General features: G+C 64.5%; 26 protein-coding genes, 2 pseudogenes and 1 riboswitch. Of the genes and pseudogenes, 17 read left to right on the top strand and 11 right to left on the bottom strand.

All coding sequences use genetic code 11. The annotated features are described in order from the left end of the window. Positions 1-19 precede the first annotated feature (19 nt). A pseudogene (locus FJ957_RS12160) lies at positions 20-483 on the bottom strand (cyclophilin-like fold protein). Further along, positions 480-1,668, bottom strand: a pseudogene (locus FJ957_RS12155) (MFS transporter). The pseudogenes FJ957_RS12160 and FJ957_RS12155 overlap by 4 nt, the downstream one beginning before the upstream one ends. A 177-nt stretch (positions 1,669-1,845) precedes the next feature. Here FJ957_RS12155 and FJ957_RS12150 point away from each other — a divergent pair. Continuing rightward, positions 1,846-2,739, top strand: a complete 894-nt coding sequence (locus FJ957_RS12150) for a LysR family transcriptional regulator (protein WP_140831604.1) — start codon at positions 1,846-1,848, stop codon at positions 2,737-2,739. A 186-nt stretch (positions 2,740-2,925) separates the two neighbouring features. Then, positions 2,926-3,684, top strand: coding sequence for a sulfotransferase (locus FJ957_RS12145; protein WP_348639755.1), 759 nt, complete (start codon positions 2,926-2,928; stop codon positions 3,682-3,684). Positions 3,685-3,709: 25 nt separating this feature from the next. Here the strand turns inward: FJ957_RS12145 and FJ957_RS12140 are convergent, their stop codons facing one another. The 3 genes from FJ957_RS12140 to FJ957_RS12130 form a co-directional block, all read right to left on the bottom strand. Further along, complete coding sequence (locus tag FJ957_RS12140) at positions 3,710-3,898, bottom strand: hypothetical protein (RefSeq protein WP_140831601.1); 189 nt, start codon at positions 3,896-3,898, stop codon at positions 3,710-3,712. A 306-nt stretch (positions 3,899-4,204) separates the two neighbouring features. Beyond that, positions 4,205-4,936: an SDR family oxidoreductase gene (locus FJ957_RS12135; protein WP_140831599.1), complete on the bottom strand. Its 732-nt coding sequence runs from the start codon at positions 4,934-4,936 to the stop codon at positions 4,205-4,207. 31 nt (positions 4,937-4,967) lie between these two features. After that, on the bottom strand, positions 4,968-5,429 hold the full coding sequence (locus FJ957_RS12130) for a VOC family protein (RefSeq protein WP_140831597.1): 462 nt from the start codon (positions 5,427-5,429) through the stop codon (positions 4,968-4,970). Between the two features lie 133 nt (positions 5,430-5,562). Here FJ957_RS12130 and FJ957_RS12125 point away from each other — a divergent pair, with 133 nt between their 5' ends. The 6 genes from FJ957_RS12125 (at position 5,563) to FJ957_RS12100 (ending at position 12,231) form a co-directional block, all read left to right on the top strand. Next, on the top strand, positions 5,563-6,450 hold the full coding sequence (locus tag FJ957_RS12125; RefSeq protein ID WP_140831595.1) for a transcriptional regulator GcvA: 888 nt from the start codon (positions 5,563-5,565) through the stop codon (positions 6,448-6,450). Positions 6,451-6,513: 63 nt separating this feature from the next. Further along, positions 6,514-6,741, top strand: a complete 228-nt coding sequence (locus FJ957_RS12120; RefSeq protein WP_140541733.1) for a hypothetical protein — start codon at positions 6,514-6,516, stop codon at positions 6,739-6,741. 317 nt (positions 6,742-7,058) lie between these two features. Next, the gene (locus FJ957_RS12115; protein ID WP_140831594.1) at positions 7,059-8,057 is read left to right on the top strand and encodes a L,D-transpeptidase; all 999 of its coding nucleotides are present in this window, start codon (positions 7,059-7,061) and stop codon (positions 8,055-8,057) included. Positions 8,058-8,205: 148 nt separating this feature from the next. After that, positions 8,206-10,644: an FAD-dependent oxidoreductase gene (locus FJ957_RS12110; RefSeq protein WP_140831592.1), complete on the top strand. Its 2,439-nt coding sequence runs from the start codon at positions 8,206-8,208 to the stop codon at positions 10,642-10,644. Positions 10,645-10,699: 55 nt separating this feature from the next. Then, entirely contained in the window at positions 10,700-11,809 is a 1,110-nt protein-coding gene (locus tag FJ957_RS12105; protein ID WP_140831590.1) for a mandelate racemase/muconate lactonizing enzyme family protein, read from the top strand. A 98-nt stretch (positions 11,810-11,907) separates the two neighbouring features. Continuing rightward, positions 11,908-12,231, top strand: a complete 324-nt coding sequence (locus FJ957_RS12100; RefSeq protein WP_140831898.1) for a DUF2934 domain-containing protein — start codon at positions 11,908-11,910, stop codon at positions 12,229-12,231. Between the two features lie 216 nt (positions 12,232-12,447). Here the strand turns inward: FJ957_RS12100 and FJ957_RS12095 are convergent, their stop codons facing one another. Together FJ957_RS12095 and FJ957_RS12090 are read right to left on the bottom strand one after the other, a co-directional pair. Continuing rightward, positions 12,448-12,720, bottom strand: coding sequence for a PilZ domain-containing protein (locus FJ957_RS12095; RefSeq protein ID WP_140831588.1), 273 nt, complete (start codon positions 12,718-12,720; stop codon positions 12,448-12,450). A gap of 149 nt (positions 12,721-12,869) precedes the next feature. Continuing rightward, a complete protein-coding gene (locus FJ957_RS12090; protein WP_140831586.1) occupies positions 12,870-13,442 on the bottom strand; it encodes a histidine phosphatase family protein in 573 nt (190 codons plus the stop codon). An 85-nt stretch (positions 13,443-13,527) separates the two neighbouring features. Next, positions 13,528-13,671: riboswitch (adenosylcobalamin (AdoCbl) riboswitch) on the top strand. On the opposite strand from FJ957_RS12090, the gene FJ957_RS12085 reads away from it, so the two are divergent. From FJ957_RS12085 to FJ957_RS12070, 4 genes are all read left to right on the top strand, one after another. Next, on the top strand, positions 13,672-13,881 hold the full coding sequence (locus FJ957_RS12085; RefSeq protein ID WP_140658443.1) for a CbtB domain-containing protein: 210 nt from the start codon (positions 13,672-13,674) through the stop codon (positions 13,879-13,881). A gap of 102 nt (positions 13,882-13,983) precedes the next feature. Beyond that, a complete protein-coding gene (locus FJ957_RS12080) occupies positions 13,984-14,724 on the top strand; it encodes a CbtA family protein (RefSeq protein ID WP_140831585.1) in 741 nt (246 codons plus the stop codon). Between the two features lie 51 nt (positions 14,725-14,775). Beyond that, positions 14,776-15,360 carry a hypothetical protein gene (locus FJ957_RS12075; RefSeq protein WP_140831583.1) on the top strand — a complete coding sequence of 195 codons (585 nt, stop codon included), beginning with the start codon at positions 14,776-14,778 and terminating at the stop codon, positions 15,358-15,360. 65 nt (positions 15,361-15,425) lie between these two features. Then, positions 15,426-16,373 carry a DMT family transporter gene (locus tag FJ957_RS12070; RefSeq protein ID WP_140831581.1) on the top strand — a complete coding sequence of 316 codons (948 nt, stop codon included), beginning with the start codon at positions 15,426-15,428 and terminating at the stop codon, positions 16,371-16,373. A 59-nt stretch (positions 16,374-16,432) separates the two neighbouring features. Here FJ957_RS12070 and FJ957_RS12065 read toward each other — a convergent pair whose 3' ends face one another. Next, complete coding sequence (locus FJ957_RS12065) at positions 16,433-17,335, bottom strand: AraC family transcriptional regulator (RefSeq protein ID WP_140831579.1); 903 nt, start codon at positions 17,333-17,335, stop codon at positions 16,433-16,435. Positions 17,336-17,438: 103 nt separating this feature from the next. Between FJ957_RS12065 and FJ957_RS12060 the strand changes: the two genes are divergently transcribed. Together FJ957_RS12060 and FJ957_RS12055 are read left to right on the top strand one after the other, a co-directional pair. Beyond that, the gene (locus tag FJ957_RS12060) at positions 17,439-18,194 is read left to right on the top strand and encodes an SDR family oxidoreductase (RefSeq protein ID WP_140831577.1); all 756 of its coding nucleotides are present in this window, start codon (positions 17,439-17,441) and stop codon (positions 18,192-18,194) included. A gap of 159 nt (positions 18,195-18,353) precedes the next feature. Continuing rightward, entirely contained in the window at positions 18,354-18,689 is a 336-nt protein-coding gene (locus tag FJ957_RS12055) for a hypothetical protein (protein ID WP_140831575.1), read from the top strand. 37 nt (positions 18,690-18,726) lie between these two features. Here the strand turns inward: FJ957_RS12055 and FJ957_RS12050 are convergent, their stop codons facing one another. Next, positions 18,727-18,876: a hypothetical protein gene (locus FJ957_RS12050; protein ID WP_140831573.1), complete on the bottom strand. Its 150-nt coding sequence runs from the start codon at positions 18,874-18,876 to the stop codon at positions 18,727-18,729. A 246-nt stretch (positions 18,877-19,122) separates the two neighbouring features. On the opposite strand from FJ957_RS12050, the gene FJ957_RS12045 reads away from it, so the two are divergent. The 3 genes from FJ957_RS12045 (at position 19,123) to FJ957_RS31810 (ending at position 20,054) form a co-directional block, all read left to right on the top strand. Further along, entirely contained in the window at positions 19,123-19,305 is a 183-nt protein-coding gene (locus tag FJ957_RS12045) for a hypothetical protein (RefSeq protein WP_036258067.1), read from the top strand. Positions 19,306-19,364: 59 nt separating this feature from the next. Continuing rightward, positions 19,365-19,745: a YkvA family protein gene (locus FJ957_RS12040; protein WP_140831571.1), complete on the top strand. Its 381-nt coding sequence runs from the start codon at positions 19,365-19,367 to the stop codon at positions 19,743-19,745. 147 nt (positions 19,746-19,892) lie between these two features. Next, positions 19,893-20,054, top strand: coding sequence for a hypothetical protein (locus FJ957_RS31810; protein WP_181177536.1), 162 nt, complete (start codon positions 19,893-19,895; stop codon positions 20,052-20,054). A 128-nt stretch (positions 20,055-20,182) separates the two neighbouring features. Here FJ957_RS31810 and FJ957_RS12035 read toward each other — a convergent pair whose 3' ends face one another. Together FJ957_RS12035 and FJ957_RS12030 are read right to left on the bottom strand one after the other, a co-directional pair. Beyond that, complete coding sequence (locus FJ957_RS12035; protein ID WP_140831570.1) at positions 20,183-20,404, bottom strand: hypothetical protein; 222 nt, start codon at positions 20,402-20,404, stop codon at positions 20,183-20,185. Between the two features lie 475 nt (positions 20,405-20,879). Continuing rightward, the gene (locus FJ957_RS12030) at positions 20,880-21,062 is read right to left on the bottom strand and encodes a hypothetical protein (RefSeq protein ID WP_140831568.1); all 183 of its coding nucleotides are present in this window, start codon (positions 21,060-21,062) and stop codon (positions 20,880-20,882) included. Positions 21,063-21,494 lie beyond the last annotated feature (432 nt).

The raw sequence follows: 21,494 nt of genomic DNA, 5'->3' as shown, positions 1-21,494 counted from the left end.
GGTGATCTCCTTTACGTCGTCAAATGCGTTCGATGTGAAGCGGGAAAGCGCCGCGACCGTGCAAGCCCTCCTGGCCCTCGTCGAAGCGGCCGAGCCTGATCAGCCCAGGATGGCGATAGTCGGCGTAGAACATCGCCAGGTTGCCCCACGGCATGAAGTAGCAGAGATCGTGGGGCTGCTCGTTGCCGAATGGACCGCGGCCCTCCCCGGTCAGCTTGCGCGGCAGGTAAGCGATCTTCTCATTGTGTGCGTAGTCCTCGATCTTGAGGTCGAGCGGCAGCATCGAGAAGAAGTCCCGCGCCGCAGGACTGTCGTGGAGCGCGGCGGTCATGGTCGGGCCATCGAACGTCATCCTGATCCTCATGTCGGTCGGCTCCCGGTTGGCCGGATCCCAGCCCTGTTGGCTGTTGGCCGACCGCGGCTCGGCCAGGTTGCAAGCGCGGCGTAGAGCAGCGTTCGCCGGCTGACCGGTTGTCGCGTCATCGATGGTTGCTCCCGCGCGCTGTCGCCGCGGCGGCAAGCAGCGCCGAACCGAGAAGCAGCACGGCGCCGAGCGCGAATGGGCTCCACCAGCCGGCCGCGTCAAACAGCAGCCCGCCCGCGAACGCGCCGAAGGTGATGGCGAACTGGATCAGCGCGACCTGCAGCCCGCCGCCCGCCTCGAGATCGTGCGGGATCACCCGGGCCATCCAGGTGTTCCAGGCGACGGGAATCGGCGTGGTGAACAGGCCCCAGGCGATCAGCAGGGCGGCGGTCGCGATGGCGAACGGGCCGAGCGCGATCAGCAGCAACGCGATGATCGCCAAAACCGTCGGCAGGCCGACCAGCACCACGCCAAGATGCGTGCGAAGAATGAAGCCGACGAGCGACGCGCCGACAAGGCCGGCGAGCCCGAGGCCAAGCAGCACCAGCGACAGCGTATTCACCTCCAGGCCGGTGACGCCTTCGAGGAAGGGGCGAAGATAGGTGGAGAGTGCAAACTGGCCCATGAAGGCGAGCGTGGTGGCCGCCATGCCGATGGCGAAGACGCGATTGCCGAGCAGGCCCAGCATTTTGCCGACCGAAGCCTGCTCACCCGCGGGCATTTTCGGCAGGACGGCAAGCTGCCAGACGAATCGGGACGACGATGAAGAAGGCGCCGCGCCAGCCGATCAGTCCGCCGAGAAAACTTCCGAGCGGCGCCGCGATCACCGTGGCAAAGGCCGTTCCGCCCTGTAGCATGGCAATTGCCCTGGGCAGGTCGGAGCCAGGCACGAGGCGGGCCAGGATAGCGGTGGACAAGGACCAGAAGCCGCCGATCGACACGCCGATCAGGGCCCGGCCGAGCATGAAGACGAGATAGTTCGGCGCGAAGGTGATCGCCAGGCCGGAGACCACGAGGATGGCCGTGTAGAGGACAATGACGGTCCGCCGGTCGAGCCGCGACAAGAGCGCGCTGCCGAACAGGCTGGTAAGGACCGCGAAGAAGCCCGAGACGGAGATCGCCTGGCCGGCCTGCCCTTCCGAGATGGCGAGTTCATCGGCGATCGGAGTCAGCAGGCTGACCGGCATGAACTCCGACGCCACCAGCACAAAGGTGAGCAGCGACAGGCATGTCACCGCTCCCCAGGCGCTGGGCGCTTTCACCGCTTGGGCTTTCGCCAATTGGCTGTCGTAGGTCGTATCCATATGCCGCGACCCGCCGTCGGGCCCTCCAGTCATTTCGCTGACGGCTATATAGATCACTGGCACTATTCGCATTAGCCGTTGCAATCTGCATGGACTTATCCATTCTCGATATGAATTGACGAGTGGTGGCCACGAACCGCCAGAGCTAGAACGAGCGCCCGAGCCAGGATTGTGCCCATGCAGCGCGAGGATCTGAAGGATTTGCTGTGGTTCCTGACGGTGGCCAGGGAGCGCAGCTTTACCAGGGCGGCGGCAGAGCTCGGCACGTCGCAATCGACGCTCAGCCATACCATCAAGCAATTGGAGGCGCGGCTCGGCGTGCGGCTGCTGACCCGCACGACGCGGAGCGTGGCGCCCACGGAAGCAGGCGAGCGGCTCTACCAGTCGCTTGTCCCGCGGTTCGAAGGCATAGAGTCCGACCTGTCGAGCCTGGTCGCCTTCCGCGACAGGCCCGCGGGCACGGTGCGTATCACGCTGTCGGACCATGCGCTGCGGATGGTTGTCTGGCCGAAGCTGCAGCCGATGCTGCGCGACTATCCCGACCTGCGCGTCGAACTCTACAGCGACAACGGCATGCGCAACATCGTCGAGGAGCGCTTCGACGCCGGCGTGCGGCTCGGCGAGAACGTCGACAAGGACATGATCGCGGTGCGCATCGGCGCCGACTGGCGGCTGGTGGCCGTCGCTTCGCCGGACTATTTTTCGCGCCGCCCCATCCCGAAAGCGCCGCAGGACCTGGTCGCGCATGACTGTATCTGCCTGCGGCAGACGACATTCGGCGGGCTCTATGCGTGGGAGTTCGAGAAAAAGGGCCGTGAGCTCAGGGTGCGGGTGGAGGGCCAACTTACCTTCAACACGACCATCCCCATGGTCGACGCCGCGCTCGCCGGCTACGGCATAGCCTATGTCCCGGAAGACCTCGTCAGCCAGCATGTGGCCGAGGGCCGGCTGAGGCTCGTTCTCGACGACTGGAGCCTGCCCTTTCCGGGCTACCACCTCTACTACCCAAGCCGGCGCCAGCTCTCGCCGGCGATGGCGGTGATCGTCGCGGCGCTTCGGCACCGCGTTTGACGGCAGAACGTCCTGGTCGTTTCCGCCGACTGGACCAGCCGGACGTCCGGCGCTTGCCCCCCGCCCTCCGGATCACTGTCGTCAGCGGCAATCAGCTGTTCATCGCCGACCCCCATATAAGCATTTCCTATTGCAATCTCCGGAAGAAGAAGGTTCATTAAAATTTCCGGGGGAGAATAAAAAATCGTGCATAGGGGTGTGGTGCGGCTTCTTCCGAAGCCCAAGGTTTCCATATTCATTTGCGGTTGTGGGCATACGGGATCGACCTTGCTCGCCCGGATACTGGCTGGCCATCCGGATGTTTTCGCCATTCGACGCGAGACAAGCGCTTTTGTCTCGCCAAACGGGGCGCGATGGACCAAGCTAAGCCTGGTCTTATTGCAGGCGGCCATTTCACGCCGCAGCGTCTGGGTTGAAAAGACTCCCAATCATATCCACTACACAAGGCAGATCATCGAGACGATCCCGGGCGCGCGCTTTATCGTCGTCACGCGCGACGGCAGGGATGTCGTGGCTTCGCTTGGACAGCGTTACGAGGGCGATTTCGACAAGGCTTTCCAAAGATGGATCGCCGACAGCAAGGCCTCGATGCTGCGCGTCGAAAAGGGCGAAAGCATCCTGTGGCGCTATGAGGACTTCATCGAATCGCCGGCGCTTTCCATCGAACGGCTGTGCCGCTTCATCGGCGTGGCCTTCGATCCGGGCATTCTGAACTATCACAAGCAGCCTGTTGTATGGGGGCGGGAAAAGGCGGTTCGCACGGCGCATTCCGCTCGCCGGCACGCCCAGGTGAACCAGCCGATCACCGATTATAGGGGCGGCTGGCGATCCAGGCTGCCGACGGAAGTGGCTTGCCGTTTCGACGCCGGCGAAGCGCGGGAAATCATGGACTATTTCGGATACGCGCAGGCCGAGCATTCGGCTGATGTCGATCACCAGACCTAAGCGTAGTCGAGGAGCGATCGTTTGATCAGCGCGGGAGCAGCCGCGAGACCTTGAGCCGCGGCGCGAAGAAGCAGCGCAGATAGGGCTGGTTGGTTATGACGTAATGGTTCTCGCAGATATGGTAGCGGCCGTCCGGCGATTCCTGCACGCGCTCTCGCGGGATGTTGAAACCATCGGGAAGATAGACATAGCCACCGTCGGCCCTGGATTGCACGGCAGACTCCTGTATGGGGCGGCAATCCGAGCCGCCGCAGCATTTGAAGTTGGTTACCGGGTCAACCTTGTTTTCGTACCAGTCATGGGCGTTGGCGCCTGTCGCGGCGCCAATCCACATGGCTGTGACGATGACCCTTCGCATGGCATTCCTCGACGAAGCGGAGGCGCTGCTCATTCGAGCGTCTTGTATATTAGCGTTCGGCCGGAAACGCCATTGCCCGGCGAAGGTCCGGAAGGCGACGCCCGGCCCTTGCGGCGGCGATGGATGAGGCCGGATCCTCAGCAGAGATCCGGCCCTGCCCGCTCACACCAGCCGCTGCCCGCCGTCGATGTGGACGGTCTCGCCGGTCACGAATTCGTTCTGCATCAGATAGAGATAGGCGGGTGCGATGTCGGCGGGCTTGGCGATCTTTCCCGCCGGGATACGCGCGCCCATCTGCTCGAAATAGCCTGCCTTAGCCTCGCCGACGATCTCGTCCCACATCTCCGTGTCGACCCAGCCGGGCGAGACGATGTTGACGCGGATCGGCGCAAGCTCCAGCGCCAGCGCGCGGGCGAAATAGCTGAAAGAGCCGGCGACCGCCGCGACCACCGAGCCGCCCGGGACCGGCGGGCGGTCCTTGTTGATGCCGGAGGTGAAGATCATCGAGCCGCCTTTGTTCAGCGTGCGCACGGCATGCTTGGCCAGCATCACCGCGCCGATCAGCTTGCCGTCGACGAAGCCGCGTACGAAATCCATGTCGGTCTCGCCGATCGGATAGTTGGGCGGTGGCGTGCCGGCCGTCGCCACCAGATGATCGAAGGTGCCGGCTGCCTCGAACAAGCGGGACACCTCGGCCTCATTGGCCATGTCGGCGGCGATGCCAGTCACGCGCCCTGCCCCGCCGAGCCGCTTCTCGGCGGTCTTCAGTTTTTGCACCGAGCGGCCGACGATCACGACTTCGGCGCCGTTTTCCAGCGCCGCGGCCGCGACGCCGAAACCGATGCCGGAGCTGCCACCGACGACAATGAGCTTCTTTCCCGTGAGACTGGCCATAGGTCTTCTCCGTTCTTCAATTGTGGGATGTTCAGGCGCGGCCGGCGTGGGCGGCCGCGATGTCGGCGAGGATGATCTTCTTCATCGAATACATCGCCTGCCGCGCTCGGCCGGCCTTTTCGCGGTCCGGGTCGTTCATCAGCCGCAGGGCTTCGCTGGGAATGACCTGCCAGTAGACGCCGAATTTGTCCTTCAGCCAGCCGCAGGGCTGTTCCGAGCCGCCGTCGGCGGTCAGCGCGTTCCAGAAATAGTCGGTCTCGGCCTGGTCCTCGGTCTCGATGTAGAGCGAGATGCGCTCGTTGAAGGGCGGCACGCCGCCGGCATTCAAAGCGGTAAAGCGCTGGCCTTCCAGTTCGAAGTCGAAGATCGCGTGCGGCTTGTCGGTGAACTCGATGCTCTGCAGCGCGCGACCGTTCCTGAAAACGGACAGATAGAAGTCGCGCGCGACTTCGGCGTTCAGGTTGAACCAGAGGAAAGGGTGAACGGTGGCCATGATGTCCTCGCAGGTTTGATCTGAAGTGAGTGTTGATCACAAATTCCGTGAGGATTTTTGGCTGGAAAAAGCTCGACGGACAAACCAAAGTTTGGCAAGGATTTGTTACCAACACTCACAAATCGATCTGGCCATGACCCGCAGACTGCCGCCGCTCAATGCCCTCCCGGCCTTCGAGGCTGCCGCCAGGCACCTGAATTTTTCCAGGGCCGCGGACGAGCTCAATCTCACCCATGGCGCCGTCAGCCGGGCAATAAAACATCTGGAGGAGCAGCTCGGCGTGCAGCTCTTCGAACGCGCCACGCGCTCGGTGCGGCTCACCCCGGTCGGCGAGCCTTATGCGCTGGCCGTGCGCGAGACGCTCGACCAGCTCGCGCTGGCGACGCAGACGGCGACCTCGCGCCATTCGGGTTCGACGCTGAATGTCAGCACCTCGGACGGCTTTGCCGGCAAGTGGCTGGTGCCGAGGCTCTATCGTTTCCACCGCGCGCATGGCGACATCGACGTGCGCGTCTCGACCACCGGCAAGCTGACCAATTTCCGCGGCGACGGCATCGACGTCGCTATCCGTTATGGCGGCGGGCACTATCACGGGCTGACGTCGGAATTCCTCACCGGCGAGGAGGTCTTTCCGGTCTGCAGCCCGAAGCTTCTGGAAGGGCCGCGTCCACTCAGGACGCCGCAGGACCTCAGGCACCACACGCTGATCCGCGACGGCTACCGCATCGACTGGGCGGCGTGGCTGGCCAGCGCCGGCGTCGCGGGCATCGACCCGAACAGCGGCCTCACCTTCGACTCCGCCACCTTCGCGGTGGAGTCGGCCGTGCAAGGCGAAGGCGTGGTGCTCGGCCGCACCATGCTGGTTTCGGCCGACCTCGCCACCGGCCGGCTGGTGCGGCCGTTCGACCATGCGCTGAAAGCGGTCTCCAGCTTTTACCTCGTCTACCCGCCGGAGGCGATCCGCCAGCGCAAGGTGAAGGCGTTTCGCGATTGGCTGTTTGAGGAGATCGGGCCGGGCTGAAGCAAAGGCTTGCCAAAATCCCAGCCTTGCGAAGACGTGCCGATTGCGCGATGTTGCGCAACCATGGCTGGCGAGTATCTGGATCACAAATTGGAATGCCCGTTTTGCGGCACCATCCGTTTGCAAATTCCGGCCGATGCTCAACCCGAAACGGCGATCCATTGCGCTGAGTGCGGCAAATATCTCGGCTCATGGGATGAGCTTCAAACCGATTTCGAGCTCCAAGGCGGCACGGACGGCGTATTCCGGCTGGATAAGGGGCGCATCCAGAAGCTCAATTCCAGCCGATGACCAGCCGCTGCCGCCGGAGCCCATGGGGCTCAGACCGGAAAGCGCCCGACAGGGCAACCGACGGCATGGGCGGGGGCGTTGGGGAGCCGCCGGTTACCAGGACGAGGGGCCATGGAATGAGAAAAAATGCGCAGGCCCTGACACAATAATGCCAGTTCTCTGCGTTCCTGGAAACTGGTTTCCGGCTTAAAATTCAAATGTATATGGGAGAAAGCGCACACTCGCGATGACCTTCGTGCGGCTCCCCGCGACAGGAACCACATCGGCCGTGCCGCGTCATAGGGACAGGCTCTTGTCGCGATCCTGGAGTGACGTCGATGGTCAAGCTGCTTGTTGTCGTTGCATTGGCGCTCGCGCTCGCTTGCGGCGGGACGTTGGCAGCCAAGCTCGACCTCGCTGCTGTCAACCAGGCGCAATTCGGCGAGGGCGAGCCGAAGGGCGTCGATCCGATGGTGCTCAGAGCGCAGATCCTTCTCGATCGCGCCCGCTTCTCCCCCGGTCTGATCGACGGCCGCCTTTCCGACAATTTTTCCAAGGCCGTCGCGGCCTTCCAGGCGGCGAACGGACTGCCCTCCGACGGCAAGCTCACCCGGGATACCTGGGACAAGCTGGCGGCGACTTTCGCCGGCCCGGTGCTGATAAGCTACGAGGTCACGGCCAAGGATGTGCGCGGGCCGTTCACCAGGCGCATCCCCGCCCGCATGGAGCGGATGGCGCATCTGAAGCGGCTCGGCTATCGCAACGCGCGGGAAAAACTGGCGGAGCGCTTCCATGTCAGCGAACAATTGCTGAGGCTGCTCAATCCAAAAACCGGTTTCAGGAAGGCCGACACCACGCTGGTGGTGCCTGATATCGGCCGCGGCGGTCCTCCCGCGACCGTCGCCAGCGTCGAGGTCGACAAGGGCGCGCGCCAGGTGCGCGCGCTCGATGCGTCAGGCAAGGCGCTCGCGGTCTATCCCGCCTCGATCGGCAGCGAGGAAAAGCCGGCGCCGAGCGGCGCGGCGGAGGTCAAGCGCGTCGTCCACAATCCGGCCTATCATTACAATCCGAAGTTCGCCTTTAAGGGGGTGAGGAGCAAGCGGCCCTTCACCATCGCCGCGGGGCCGAACAATCCGGTCGGGATCGTCTGGATCGATCTGTCGATCGAAAGCTACGGCATCCACGGCACGCCCGATCCGGGCAAGATCGGCACGACCTTCTCGCATGGCTGCATCCGGCTGACCAACTGGGATGCCGAAGACCTCGCCGCCATGGTCAAGCCCGGCACCAAAGTCGACTTCGAGCAGGAGACGGCGCAAGACGGGCAGGCGCAATGAAATGCCGGCAGGTCGAGGCCGCCGAGTTGTAACCTGCTGCATAAATCCAGCTTATCATGACCCCCAGTTTTTGAAGACGTTACACGGGCTTTCCCCGCCTGTAGCTTCGGCGGCGCTCGTTCAACAATGATACGGTTTCGGTGGTTTGATGCAGACACATACGCGGGTGGTGATCGTTGGCGGCGGATGCGTCGGCGCCGGTATCCTTTATGGGCTGGCGAAGCGCGGCTGGACGGACGTCGCGCTGCTGGAGCGTACGCAACTGACCGCCGGCTCGACATGGCATGCGGCCGGGCTGATCCCGTCCTACGCCCGCAACATCAATGTCGGGCGGATGATCAACAAGACCATCGAGATCTATGAAGGGCTCGAGGCCGAGACCGGGCAGCCGGTCGGCTGGCACAAATGCGGGCAGCTGCGCATCGCCAATTCCAGGGACCGGCTCGACGAATACAAAAGCTATATGAGCGTCGCCGAGGTGCAGAACATGCGGGCGCAGTTGCTGACACCCGACGAGGCGCGAAAACTCTGGCCGCTGCTCGACAACAAGCAAATGCTCGGCGCGCTCTATCATCCGGACGACGGCCATATCGCGCCGGCCGACGTGACGCATGCCATGGCCAAGGGCGCGCGCGATCTCGGCGCCAAGGTCTATCTCAACACCGAGGTGACCGGCTTCAAGCGGACGGCCAGCGGCGAGTGGGTGGTTGAGACCAACCAGGGCGACATCACCTGCGAGCACGTCGTGTGCGCCACTGGCAATTACGCGCGCCAGACCGGCGCGTTGCTCGGCCTCGACATCCCGGCGATCCCGATCCTGCACCAGTACTGGATCACCGAAGCCGTGCCGGAAGTGGTCGAGCGCAAACGCGCTGGCCGGCCCGAAATGCCTATCCTGCGCGACGAAGGTTTTGAGGGCTATCTGCGCGAGGAAGGCGACGGCCTGATGTTCGGGCCTTACGAGCGCACCGAGCACCTCAAGCTCTTCGCCGAGGATGGCGTTCCCGCCTGGTTCGGCGCCGACCTGCTGGAAGAGGATTTCGACGCGGTGGCGTGGAACTGGGAACAGGCGCTGCAGCTCGTCCCGGCGCTCGGACGCGTCGGCATCAAGGCCAATGTGCGCGGCCCCTTCCAGATGACGGCGGACGAGCTGCCCTTGATGGGTCCGGCCTGGGGCCTGCCCAATGTGTGGCTGGCCGAGGGCGTGCCCGGCGGCATCCTGTGGGGCGGCACGATCGGCTATTATCTGTCGGAGCGGATCGTCGAAGGCGGCAACAGCCTCGATGTCTCCGACCTCGACCCACGCCGCTTCGGCGACTATGCCAACAAGGAATGGACGCGCGAGAAAGTGCGCGAGGCCTGGGGCACGCATGCCGAGCAGAAATATCCCGGACAGGACATGCCCGCCGCCCGCCCGCAGAAGACCGCGCCCTCCTATGACAGGCTGACCGAGCTCGGCGCCGTCTGGGGCGTGCTCAATGGCTGGGAGATGCCCAACTGGTTCGCGCGCGACGGGGTCGAGGCCAAGGACCAGTTTAGCTGGCGCTGGACGCCGAAGGGCAACCTCGTCGGCGAGGAGGTGCTGGCGGTGCGCAACGCCGTCGGCCTGGTCGAGATGACTCCGATGACCAAGTTCGAAGTGTCGGGACGAGGCGCGGTCGCCTGGCTGGACCGGATCATCGCCAACCGCCTGCCGGCGGTCGGCAAGGTGACGCTGGCGCATCAGCTTACCGCCAACGGCGGCGTGCAGGCGGAATATATGGTGGCGCGCCTCGGCGATGACCTGTTCTACCTGATCTCGACGCCGCGCGCCGAGCGCTGGAACTTCGACGATCTGTCCAGGCTGCTCCCCGCCGATGGCAGCGTGAGCCTGAAGAACGTCACCAACGATCGCGGCTGCTTCACGGTCGTCGGACCCAAGGCGCGCGAGGTGCTGCAGCCGCTCACCGAGATCGACCTTTCAAACGAAAATTTTCCCTGGTTCGGCGTCAAGACCGGCAATGTGGCTCTGGCCAGCGACGTGCGGCTGCTGCGCGTCAACTATGAAGGCGAGTTGGGCTGGGAGCTCTACCATCCCCTGCCCTATCAGCGTCAATTGCTCGACGCGATCCTGAAGCAAGGCGAGAAGCACGGCATGCGGCTGGTCGGGCTGCACGCGCTGGAGTCGCTCAGGCTCGAGAAATCCTATCGCGCCATGTACCGCGACATGAATCCCGAGCTCAACGCGCTGGAGAGCGGGCTGGAGCGCTTCATCCGCCTCGACAAGGGCGAGTTCGTCGGGCGCGAGGCGGTGTTGAAATACAAGGAGCGCAACGACCAGCGCCGGTCGGTGACGCTGAAAATCAACACCGACGGCGCAAGCACGCTTGCCAATGAAGGACTCTACAGCGACGGCGCGCTGGTCGGGCGCATCACGTCGGGCGGCTATGGCTATGCGCTTGGGCATGACGTGGCGCTGGCGCTGCTGCCCGAACTATTTTCCAAACCCGGCACGAAGCTCGACGTCGCGATCCTTGGCGAATGGAGGGCCGCCGAAGTGATCGCGGATTCGCCTTACGACCCGACCTCGGCCAGGGCGCGGATGTAATAGGCGGGGCCTGCAAAGGCCCCGTTACCGACGTGTCCTTCGGAGGGAAGCCCGTATGCGTATCGACCGCATCAACGTCTATTCGGTGCAGCTGCCAGTCAAATGCGGTGTCTACCGCATGGCGAGCGCCGACGTGGAGGCGCTCGACTCCACACTGGTCGAAATCGTCACCGATGATGGTTTTGCCGGCTGGGGCGAGACCTGTCCGATCGGCCCGGTCTACCAGCCGCATCATGCGCTTGGCGCCCGCGCCGCGATCGCCGAAATCGCGCCGGGCCTGATCGGCTCGGAGGTCGCCTCGATCAGGCTGCTGGCGAAACAGATGGACGAGCGGCTCAGCGGGCACGGCTACGCCAAGGCCGCATTCGACATGGCGTTCCTGGACCTGCTCGGCCAAAAGCTCGGCGTGCCGGTCTCGACGCTTTTGGGCGGCGCGCTGACCGACCGCGTGCCGGCCTACTATTCGCTGATCGTCGGGGCGCCGGACGAGACGGCGCGGATCGCCGCCGACAAAGTGAAGGCAGGCTATCCGCGCCTGCAGGTCAAGATCGGCGGGCGCAACCTGGAAGAAGACGTGGCCGTCGTCCACAAGGTCTGGGAAGCGGTCGGCTACAAGGCTCGGCTAGCGGTCGACGGCAACCGCGGCCTGACGGTCGCCGCCGCGATACACCTCGACCGGCTCTGCCAGCAAATCCCCTTCGTCTTCGAACAGCCCTGCAACACGATGGACGAGATCGCGACCCTGAAGGGCCGCATCACGCATCCGGTCTATCTCGACGAAAGCACCGAGGACCAGAACGCCGTGCTGCGCGCGATCTCGCTCGGCATCGCCGACGGCTTCGGCTTCAAGGTCACGCGGCTTGGCGGCCTCACCAAGATGACGACGGTGCGCGATCTCTGCGCCATCCGCTCGCTGCCGCACAGCTGCGACGACGCCTGGGGCGGCGACATCATCGCGGCGGCCTGCGTGCATCTGGCCGCCACGGTCGAGCCGCGCCGCATGGAAGGCGCCTGGATCGCGCAGGAATACATCAAAGGCCATTTCGACGCGAAGCACCCGATCGTCATCAAGCAAGGCCACATCGCCGTACCGCAACGGCCGGGGCTGGGCGTGAAACCGGAGCCCGGCATGTTCGGCAAGCCGGCCGCCATCTACGGGCCCTGAGCGGACGCGCCTGGAACAGCGCCGGTCGATCACCTTCGCGATGCCACGGATCGTTCCGCCCTGTCCTGCGTTCTTGTGACACGCAAGGAGGAATGGCGATGGACGACGATCGGACCGAGAAGATCAGGCAACGTGCCTATGAGATATTTCAACGCGAGGGCGGCGTCCTCGGCAATCACGAACGGCACTGGCAACAGGCCGAGTTGGAGATCGACCGCGAGGCGGCCCTGCCGCTGACAGCGGACGATGCTCTGCCCGAAACGCGCGAGATCGACAGCGCCGATGTGCTCACGGTGGAGGCGCTTGCCATGCGCACCGGCATTTCCGGCGACGAGGCGCAGGAACTGCTCGACCGGCTGGGCAACGACCGCGCGGCGATCGAGCAAGCGGCGCGGAGTCTGAAAGCGAAGGGGCGGAGTTGATCCTCACATTAAAATCGAGCGCGAGTTGAGGTGGGAAGCACGGCCTGCAACAGGTAAATGGCGAGCAGCGCCACCCAAACGGCTGTCCTGCTCATTCGCAAATCCCTGCTGGTCCGGCAGTGGACGCGCTCGCGGCGGCTGCGTTCCCGATATGCCAGGTTGCACGTCGCCTTAGGCAGGATCAAATCAGAAATTGCTGAGCGGCGAGCCCGCGCATCAGTCCTTCGGCGCGTTGCTGTAGAGCGCCACGCCGACGCGGTCGTTGCGCCGCCACCGCACCCAAGCGCGATAGGCCGTATCGTCGGCCGGGACCTCGAGCAGGAAGCGGTCTGGGATCTCCACATCGGCGCCGATGCGCAATTCCGCACCTTGCTCGTGCTGATTTCTGACCGAGCAGCCGATCCTAACGCCGGCGGCGATGATCGTGGCTTCCTTGAGCACGAATTCGCGCGCATGAAGACGGCGCTCGGTCTCGGGAAAATTGGCCATATCCGACGGGCTCCTCAGGCAAGGCTCTCCTCGCAACCGGGCAGCACCATAGCAGCGAGGCGTTTCCGTTCCGTTAGCAATCACTGAAACGCGGAACGGCAGCTTCATAGGCCGACCGCGTTCATCGGGATCTTTCACGCCCAGAGGGTTCAACCAGAGACGATGACACCGCTCGCATGCAGCACCCAGCGGCGGCCGTCGCCGCGGAACTCGGTGAGCGACAGCGGCTCGATGTCGATCTTCCAGACCGAGGAAAGCGGCGCGCCCAGAACATGCACCATGGCCGCGCGGATCGGCAGGGCGTGCGTGAGCGCGATGGTATGACCGCTCTCGGAAGCGAGGCGCTCCATCAGCGCGGCGCCGCGCCGGGCGACGGCGGCAAGCGATTCGCCGCCATGGGGCGCCGCGTCCGCATCGGCGAACCAGGCCGCCATGCCTTCCGGATCCTCTGCCTGCACCTCCTCGAAGCCTTTGCCGGCCCAGCGCCCGAAGTCCTGCTCACCAAGCAGCGGCTCGACCGTCGCCTCGAGGCCGAGCGCCTCGGCCGTCTGCCGCGCGGCAAGCGCCGGACTCGTCCAGACGCGGTCGGCGCGGCGCAGCGAAACGGCCAGCGCAACGGCGCGGTCGATGGCTTGCAGTTCCAGCCCCTCGTCACTCGGAAAGCGCCCCTTGCGCATGGACTGCGTCGCGCCGCTTGCGATCATCGTAAGGCGGGCGAGCATCCCAAAACTCCGTGGTCCAGTGAAATTTCGGCCGCGCGAAGCCGTGTTGGCCATTACATGTCGTTGACAGGCGAACGAAGTGCTGACAAGTGTTTTAGCGCTATACGGGATTGGAAGCCGGTGCGAGTCCGGCACGGTCGCGCCACTGTGATCGGCACCAGCCGAAAGTCAGGCCTTATTCCGCAGCATTGTTCGATCAACGGGACGCAGTATCCCACGGGAGGTCAATATGTCCGACACCACCTTCGCCCCCAGCTACGGTCCGGTTGCGATTCCGGTTCGCGAGCTTCTGCCCTGGGCCATCTTCGCCGGCCTGCTGTTGATGCTGGCGATCTATTTCGTCGGGGCGGAAGAAGGCGCGACGTCGCTGATCCGCGGCACCTATGTGCACGAATTCGTGCATGACGGCCGCCACCTGCTCGGCTTCCCCTGCCACTAAGGCGGTTCAGCATCGCTGAACTTGCTTCGATTCTGGTCTAACGCGATTCCGGACGGAAAACCGCTACGCACTTTTCCTGGAATTGCTTAGAGGGTTAACGACATGGTCGGAAAACTTTTGCTGCGCGGCATGCTTGTCGGGCTGGTTGCGGGGATTCTGGCATTCGCCTTTGCCCGCGTCTATGGCGAGCCGCAGGTCGACAAGGCGATCGCCTTCGAGGAACAGCAGGCCCAGGCGACCGGCGAGGCGCCGGAGCCCGAGATGGTCAGCCGCGTCACGCAGGCCGGCATCGGTCTCGCGACCGGCGTGCTGGTCTACGGCGCCGCCCTCGGCGGGCTGTTCTCGCTGGTCTTCGCCTATGCCTATGGCCGTCTGGGTTCGCTGGGCCCCCGTGGCACTTCGGCGCTCATCGCGCTGCTCGGCTTCCTGGCCGTGATCGTGGTCCCCAGCCTCAAATATCCGGCGAATCCGCCCGCGGTCGGCAATGCCGAGACCATCGGCTACCGTACCGAGCTGTTCTTCATCATGATCGTGGTCTCGATCGCGGCGATGGTGGCGGCGGTTGGATTGGCGCAGCGGCTGTGGACCCGGCTCGGCGCCTGGAACGCCTCGATCGTGGCTGGGCTGGCCTTCCTCGTGGTCTTCGCGCTGGTGAAGGCAGCCCTGCCCGACATCAACGAAGTACCGGAGAACTTCTCGGCGACGGTGCTGTGGCAGTTCCGCGTCGCCTCGCTCGGCATCCAGCTTGTGCTATGGACCGTCGTCGGGCTCGGCTTCGGCGCGGTTGCCGAGCGCGTGGTCGCGGCGCGCGACCAGCGCAGCCCTGCCCGCCGCTTCGCCTGAAATCCGATGCGTCGGCCGCCACGATTCCTTGCCCTGGCGGCCATTTTCTTTTTGGCGACCGCCCTTTCGATCATGACGGCGGGAGCACCCGCCGAAGCGCATAGCGGATCCTTCGCCCCGCCTCCTCCCGGCATCCAGATCCCGAGCCTGACACACGGCCAGATGGCCGTGATCGCCCGCTACCGCGGCGAGATCCTCGAGCTCGCCCAGCGCCAGACCGCAACCGACCCGACCTTCCGGCGGCTCTACAATCACGGCAATCTGCAATTCACCTATTGCCTCTGGGGCCTGATGCCGGGCAGCCTCGGCGACGAGGAGAGCCCCTTCAACGAATGCAGCCACGCCTACCTCGCCACCGCCAAGGCGCTGCTCACCCATATGGCGACGATGCCCTCAGCCGAACGCAACGCGAAAGCACTGATCTCCGATATCGACGCCGACATGGTGCGCAGCGGCGCGTCGTGGATCCTGTGCCAGTATAGCGGCGAGGCTTTCAGCACCGGCGCCGTCGTCGAGCCGAGATGGCGCGACATGGTCTTCCACCTGCCGAGCCTCTGCGTGCTGCTTGCCACGATAGCGGCGCTCGCCGCCGCCGCATGGTCCATCTTCGGCACGCCGCGCGCCCGCGCGGCCTAGCCGAGCACTGCGCGCCGGCGTAAGCATCGGCAATTGTCCGGTTCCCGGATTCGCAGCCGCCAGCCATGTTCGCCCCCGAAGCCTTCGCCATCACCGCCGCCTTGTGCAGCGCGCTGAGCTCCATGTTCCTGAGCGAGCTCAAGGGCCGCGTTCCCCTGCTCCAGCTTGCCCGCTGGCAGATGCTCGCAACCTTCGTGATGACCGGCTCGGTGTCGTTGGCGATCGGCGGCTGGCACACGATCGGACCAAGGGAGTTCTGGCTGCTTGCCGGATCGGGCTTCGCCGGCATCAGCATTGCCAGCACGACCTATTTCGCCACCATCTATTCGGTCGGCCCGCGCATCACGGCGTTGCTCTTCTCGCTTACCTCGCCTTTCGCCCTGGCACTCGGTTATCTCGTGCTCGGCGAAACCATCAGCCGCTGGCAGGCGCTGGGCGTGGCGCTGGCGCTTGCCGGCATCGTGCTTGCCATCGGCATGCCGCGGCGGTTCCTCAAGCGCGGCGACCTGGCGCCGGCGATGCCGGTCGTCACCCCTTCCACCGTGCCGGTCAGCACGGCGCCCGGCCCGCCGCTCACCGGGCGCCTGGGACCTGGCATCGTGCTCGGCGTCACGACCGCATTCGGCCAGGCGATCGGCACCCTTTTGGCGCGGCCGGCCATGGCCGCCGGCGTCGAGCCGTTCAGCGCCATGGCGCTGCGCTCGGGCCTAGCCGTGATCCTGTTCATCGCGCTCGCCGCGACGCCGTTCGGCAGGGGCAAGCGGGAGGCCGTCCAGTTCGGCACGGTCGGGCTCGCCGTGCTTTCCGCCTTCGTCGGCACCTCGCTCGGCATGTCCTGCCTGATGGCCGCGCTGCGCACCGGCAATGCCGGCATCATCTCGACGCTGTCCTCGATGACGCCGGTCATCATCCTGCCGATGGTGTGGCTGCGCAGCGGTCAGCGGCCGACCGCGGCCGCCTGGGCCGGCGCGCTGCTGGCCATCGCCGGCACGGCGCTGATCAGCGTTAGGTAGATCAAACCGGCCGCCGCGAGCCCGCTGCCGTGGCGGCGAGAGCAGTCGACATGCGGAACCTAGTGCGCCGCCGACCGGGCATAACGGCCGGGTGGCTGGCCGACATGACGGCTGAAGGCGGTGCTGAACGTGCTCGCGGAGCCATAACCGACTCGCGCGGCGACCTCGGCGATGTCCGCCTGCTCGCGGCGCAACAGGTCCTTCGCCAACGCCATGCGCCAGGCGAGCAGATATTCCATCGGCGGCACGCCGACGCCGCGCACGAAACGGTCGAAGAAGGCGGATCGCGAGAGCGCCGCCTCCTTCGCCAGTTCGACAATCGTCCACGGCCGCGCCGGATCGGCATGCATCCGGCGGATCGCCTCGGCAAGCCGCGCGTCGCCCAAGCCGCGCAGCAGGCCGGCCGGCGCGTCGGGCGCCTGCGTCTGCCGCAGGGATTCTACCAGCAGGATTTCCACCAGCCGGGCGAGCACCAGGTCGCGCCCCGCATGCCGCCCAGAGGCCTCCTCGATAAGCAATTTGACCAAGGTCGACAGCCGATCGACGCCGCGGACATGCACCTGACCGGGCAGCAGCGAAACGAGCAGGCCGGAATCCTCGCCATCGAACAGGAAATAGCCGCCAAGCATGCGCAGATCCGGGGGGCCGTCCTGCTTGCCGTGACGCAGCTCTTCCGTTGCCGCCGCGGCAAGGTTGGGATCGATCAGCGTCGGAATGACCGGCTCGAAGCCCGTCATGGTGAAGCCAGGCGTGGTCGGCAAAAGGACGAAATCGCCTGCTTCCAGCGTCAAAGGCGGCTGGCCGTCCACCGCCAGCCGACAAGCTCCCTCGATGACCATGGCGAAGCTTGGATGGCCGAAATCCGCGTAGCGGACGCCCCAGCGCCCGGCACCGCTGATGCCCTTGGTGAATACGGCGCGCGGCCTGAGCAGGCCTATGACTTCGGATAGTGGATCGACCATATCCGGACTTTTGCAAACAAAATGCGGACTGTCAATTGTAGATAGTCCTGAATTTTGCGATAAACCTTGCCGCAGTGAACACCAAGCAACAAGGACCAATCCCATGAAAACCGTCCTGATCACCGGCGCTTCCTCGGGCTACGGCCTGGAAACGGCGCGCCATTTCCTCTCGAATGGCTGGAACGTCGTTGCCACCATGCGCAGCCCCCGCGATGACGTGCTGCCGCATTCGCCGTCACTGCGCGTGCTTGCGCTCGACGTGACGGATGACAACAGCATCGCGGCGGCGGTCGAGGCGGCCGGGTCGATCGACGCGCTGATCAACAATGCCGGCATCGGCGTCGCCGGCGCTTTCGAGGCAACGCCGATGGCGCATATCCGCAAGGTCTTCGAGACCAATACGTTCGGCGTCATGGCGATGACCCAGGCGGTGATCCCGCAGATGCGCGAGCGGCGCTCCGGCGTCATCGTCAACGTAACGTCGAGCGCCGCGCTTGCCCCCTTCCCGCTGGCGGCGCCCTATACCGCGAGCAAGCAGGCAATCGAAGGCTTCACGGGCTCGCTAGCGCTGGAACTCGCGCCCTTCAACGTGCTCGCCAAGCTGGTCGAACCCGGCTACGGCCCGACGACAAGGTTCTCCGCCAACACCGGCGTCAATGTCCAGGATCTCATCCCGGAGGCCTATGCCGATTTCGCCAAGGCAATCTTCGGCAATCTCGCCAATCCGGCGATGACCGGGGCGCTGACCACCAGGGAAGCCGATGTCGCCGAAAGCGTGTGGCGGGCCGTCAACGACACGACCGGCACGCTGCGCTTTCCCGCCGGCGCCGATGCGGTCGCCCTGGCGCTGTCGGCCTGAGGGCAGCGGGCAAACGCCGGGGGTCAACGCCGGCCTCTGCAGGCGGCCGGCGGCAACCAAATGCTTGTTTTGCCGTTTATTTCAGCGGCTGCCGACACACAGCGTGGCGCCAGCCGGCTCCGTCGGCGAGATACCGCCGAGGGCGGAAAGGAGGCCGCGATGACACGGCCGGCAGTGGAGATAGGCGACAGGGTGGCTGTCATCGCCACGGTGGTCGAACGCACCGAGGACCGCGTGATGCTGAGGCTCGACGGCGACAGCCATAAATATTCGATGGTCGAGCCCAATGCCAAGGCTGGCGACAAGCTCAGACTCGAGGGCGAAGTCGTGCATGTCGACGAGGATCTCGGACGCACGACCGTGCAGGTTCTGGGGCGCGTGACCGTCGACACCACGTCGATCGAGATGGTGACGCGACGTTGCGACCTGGACCATATCGGCTCGAACGTGCCGGGCCACCCTCGCCCACGCACCCCGCCGCGACCGCATGGGTGAGCCGGGGCTGCGACTCTGTCGTGGGACGATGACCGGTCTAATGGCGCTTGAAATACTGCACTTCGCGTTCGTGCTTTTCCGCCGCTTCGCGCGACTTGAAGGTGCCTAGATTGCGGCGCTTGCCGGTTCTCGGATCGGTTTTACGCGAGTAGAGCCTGTATTCGCCGGATTTCAGCTTGCGGATCATGGCGATCTCCTTGTGGACCAGGAATCTAACCCGCTGGAGCCGTCGCGGTTCCAGGCAGGCCATCCAGCCCGCTCGCGGCCCGGCCGAAAAAAAAGCGCCGCTGTCGGTGAACCATTTCACGGACGTAAACGACCCAATGTCGGAATCGACGCCGCAGCGACACGATTAAGTCGGATTATTTGCATTCAAATGACTTTGGCGACGTTATGCGGATGTCGCCGAAGTGCCGGATCTGAGGAGGGTGAGATGGTTACGGCGAAGCTTCACGGCGTTGAACTCGTCAGGGGCCAAAAGTGGACGGTGCGCGTCACCGCCTACGGCACGACACTCATATTTCCCTTCGAAGCCGAGCAATATGCGCGCTCCTATGCCGATGGCCAGGCTTTCCGCCTCGGCGTCGAGGTTGTCGAGTTGAAGGACTGCGCCTGAGAGGCCGAGCCATCGATCGCCAAATGGCCTGAAGACCCGCGCACCCATATATAAGCGGCATGTCGATACTCGATACGGCGAAGCGGTGGGCGCGCAAGATCAAGCGCGATGTGGTTGCGCTCTGGATCGCCGCCCGCGATCCGCGTGTGCCCTGGTATGCAAAAGCCGCCGCGGGCGCAGTCGCCGCCTACGCGCTGAGCCCCATCGATCTTATCCCGGATTTCATCCCGATCATCGGCTACCTGGACGACCTGCTGATCGTGCCTGTCGGCATCATGCTCGCGGTCAAGCTGGTCCCGCCCGGTCTGATGCAGGAATTCCGCGAAGAGGCCGAGCGACGCGAGAAGCCGGTGAGCAAGGCCGGGCTCGCCTTCATGATCGCGCTCTGGGTGCTTGCGGCGTTGGTCCTCGCCTGGCTGTTCTGGCCGAAGCCGGCCTAAATCCTTCAGCCGGCGCAGCCGCGCATCCCGGCGGAATCTCACCCGACAGCTAAATTAGCTGTCCCTTGTAATTTATGCAAATCAGGGTCATGCTCGCCGAGCGCGTGAAATGGCAGGCGCAATGGGTGGGTCAACAAGGGGTCAGGCGTGATGGAGTTCGCAGTCTGCTACGACCACAGCGGGTTCGATCTGGCACGGTCGCTCTTCCTCGATGTCACGGCGTTCTTTGCGCTGATGGCGCCATGGGCGGTCGCGCGGCTCATCGAGATGTCGCGTGAGGATGGCGCAGTCGGGCTACAGGCGGTCTGAGGCTCGAGCCACCGTTTTCATTGCTAAAGAGCGGTTCAGCGTTTCGCGGAAGCGCCGAACGGCTCTAACTCTTCGTGCTTATGCAATTCCGGACGGAAAAACCGTTACACATTTTTCCTGGAATTGCTCTAGCCGTTGCGGACGACCTTTCGGATCGACAGGTCGCCGAACAACGCCGAACAGTCGATCTCCTCCTGGAAGTTTGCCTGCGGGTCGAGCACCAGCCATGAAGCGTGGGTGCGAAGATCCTTCAGCCTGGCATTCTTTTGCGCGCGCGCCAGGCGCTCGGCCTCGGCAACCGAGGCCTGAAAAGCCCTTTCGGCCTTGCTATGGTGAAGGATCCTCGACATAGCGGCGGAAAACGCGCTTGCCCCGCTTTTCGTTCCGTCGAAAGCGGCGGGTCGGACGCCTCGACCCTAACGCGTTCCCGGATCGACGGTGGCGCGGCGGAAACTCCATGCGTCACGATACCCGCGAAGGCGCATTTCTTTAAGTTTGCGCCCTGTTTCAAGCGGTATCGAGCATGAGAGCGCGCCGGATCGGCGGCTGGGGTAGCCCGGCTTGCCTTGGCGGTAAAAGAGTACGGCTCTTTGACAGACAAGCCGGGCTAAAGCGCCGACCATTGGGTTTCCTTGGGGGGAAGCCGGCGCACGGATAGAGTGTCCGTTTCCCGTTGCGCCCGCAATTGTCGCTGAGGTCCTATGCGCCAGCGCAATGGTCCGACCGGCTGGAGACGTGATGCCGCAATTCCGGACGGAAGGCTGCGGGGAAGCGCCGAGCCTAACCGCTCACACTTTTTGCTGGAATTGCTCTACGCCCGAACGCTCAAGCCCCCGTAAGACCGCCCTTTTGCAGCGCCCTCCTGACGAAAAGCTCGGCGTGCTGCGCCCATTCCGCTTCAGCGACGTCGTTCTCACGAACGGACTGCCTGAAAGCTTCCCGCAAAGCCTCGAGCTCAAAGATCGACAGCCGCTGGTTTCTTTTTTGTTTTTTTGTGCCGGCGTCCATAGTGCGTTGCCAAGAAGCGCAAGGTGAAGCCCATCGTATATGCGGCGGCCGTTCGACCCATCAACACCGTGGCCCTGACTTCTTTTGGGGGCAAATTTTGCCGCGTCTTCTGCCGCGAGGGTGCGGCTCGGCCTGCCGAATGTGGACGGGTTGCATGCCGATCCATCCGACAGGTCCGCCGCTATATGTCTCCACCTACAACGCCCGATAAAAAGACCGCCTCAGGCCAAGGCGCGGGCGGTGTGGCGCTATATCTTGCAGGTTATACGTCTTTTGGTATGGACCCGGCGCTCGATTGGTGGTTGTCTTGCTAAAATCATCCATAATTTCAGGTGGCAGCCGGCCCGCGTCTTCTCCGTCAACAGGAATGACGCGGGCTTTTGCCGCTCGGGGAGAGCCACCCTTGCCGCTGGCGAAACCAAGCCCGACCGT

Origin of the sequence: Mesorhizobium sp. B2-4-6 (genome assembly GCF_006442775.1) — a bacterium.
Taxonomy (GTDB): domain Bacteria; phylum Pseudomonadota; class Alphaproteobacteria; order Rhizobiales; family Rhizobiaceae; genus Mesorhizobium.
The sequence above is the reverse complement of the archived record's forward strand: the minus strand, read 5'-3'. Positions and strand labels throughout refer to the sequence as shown.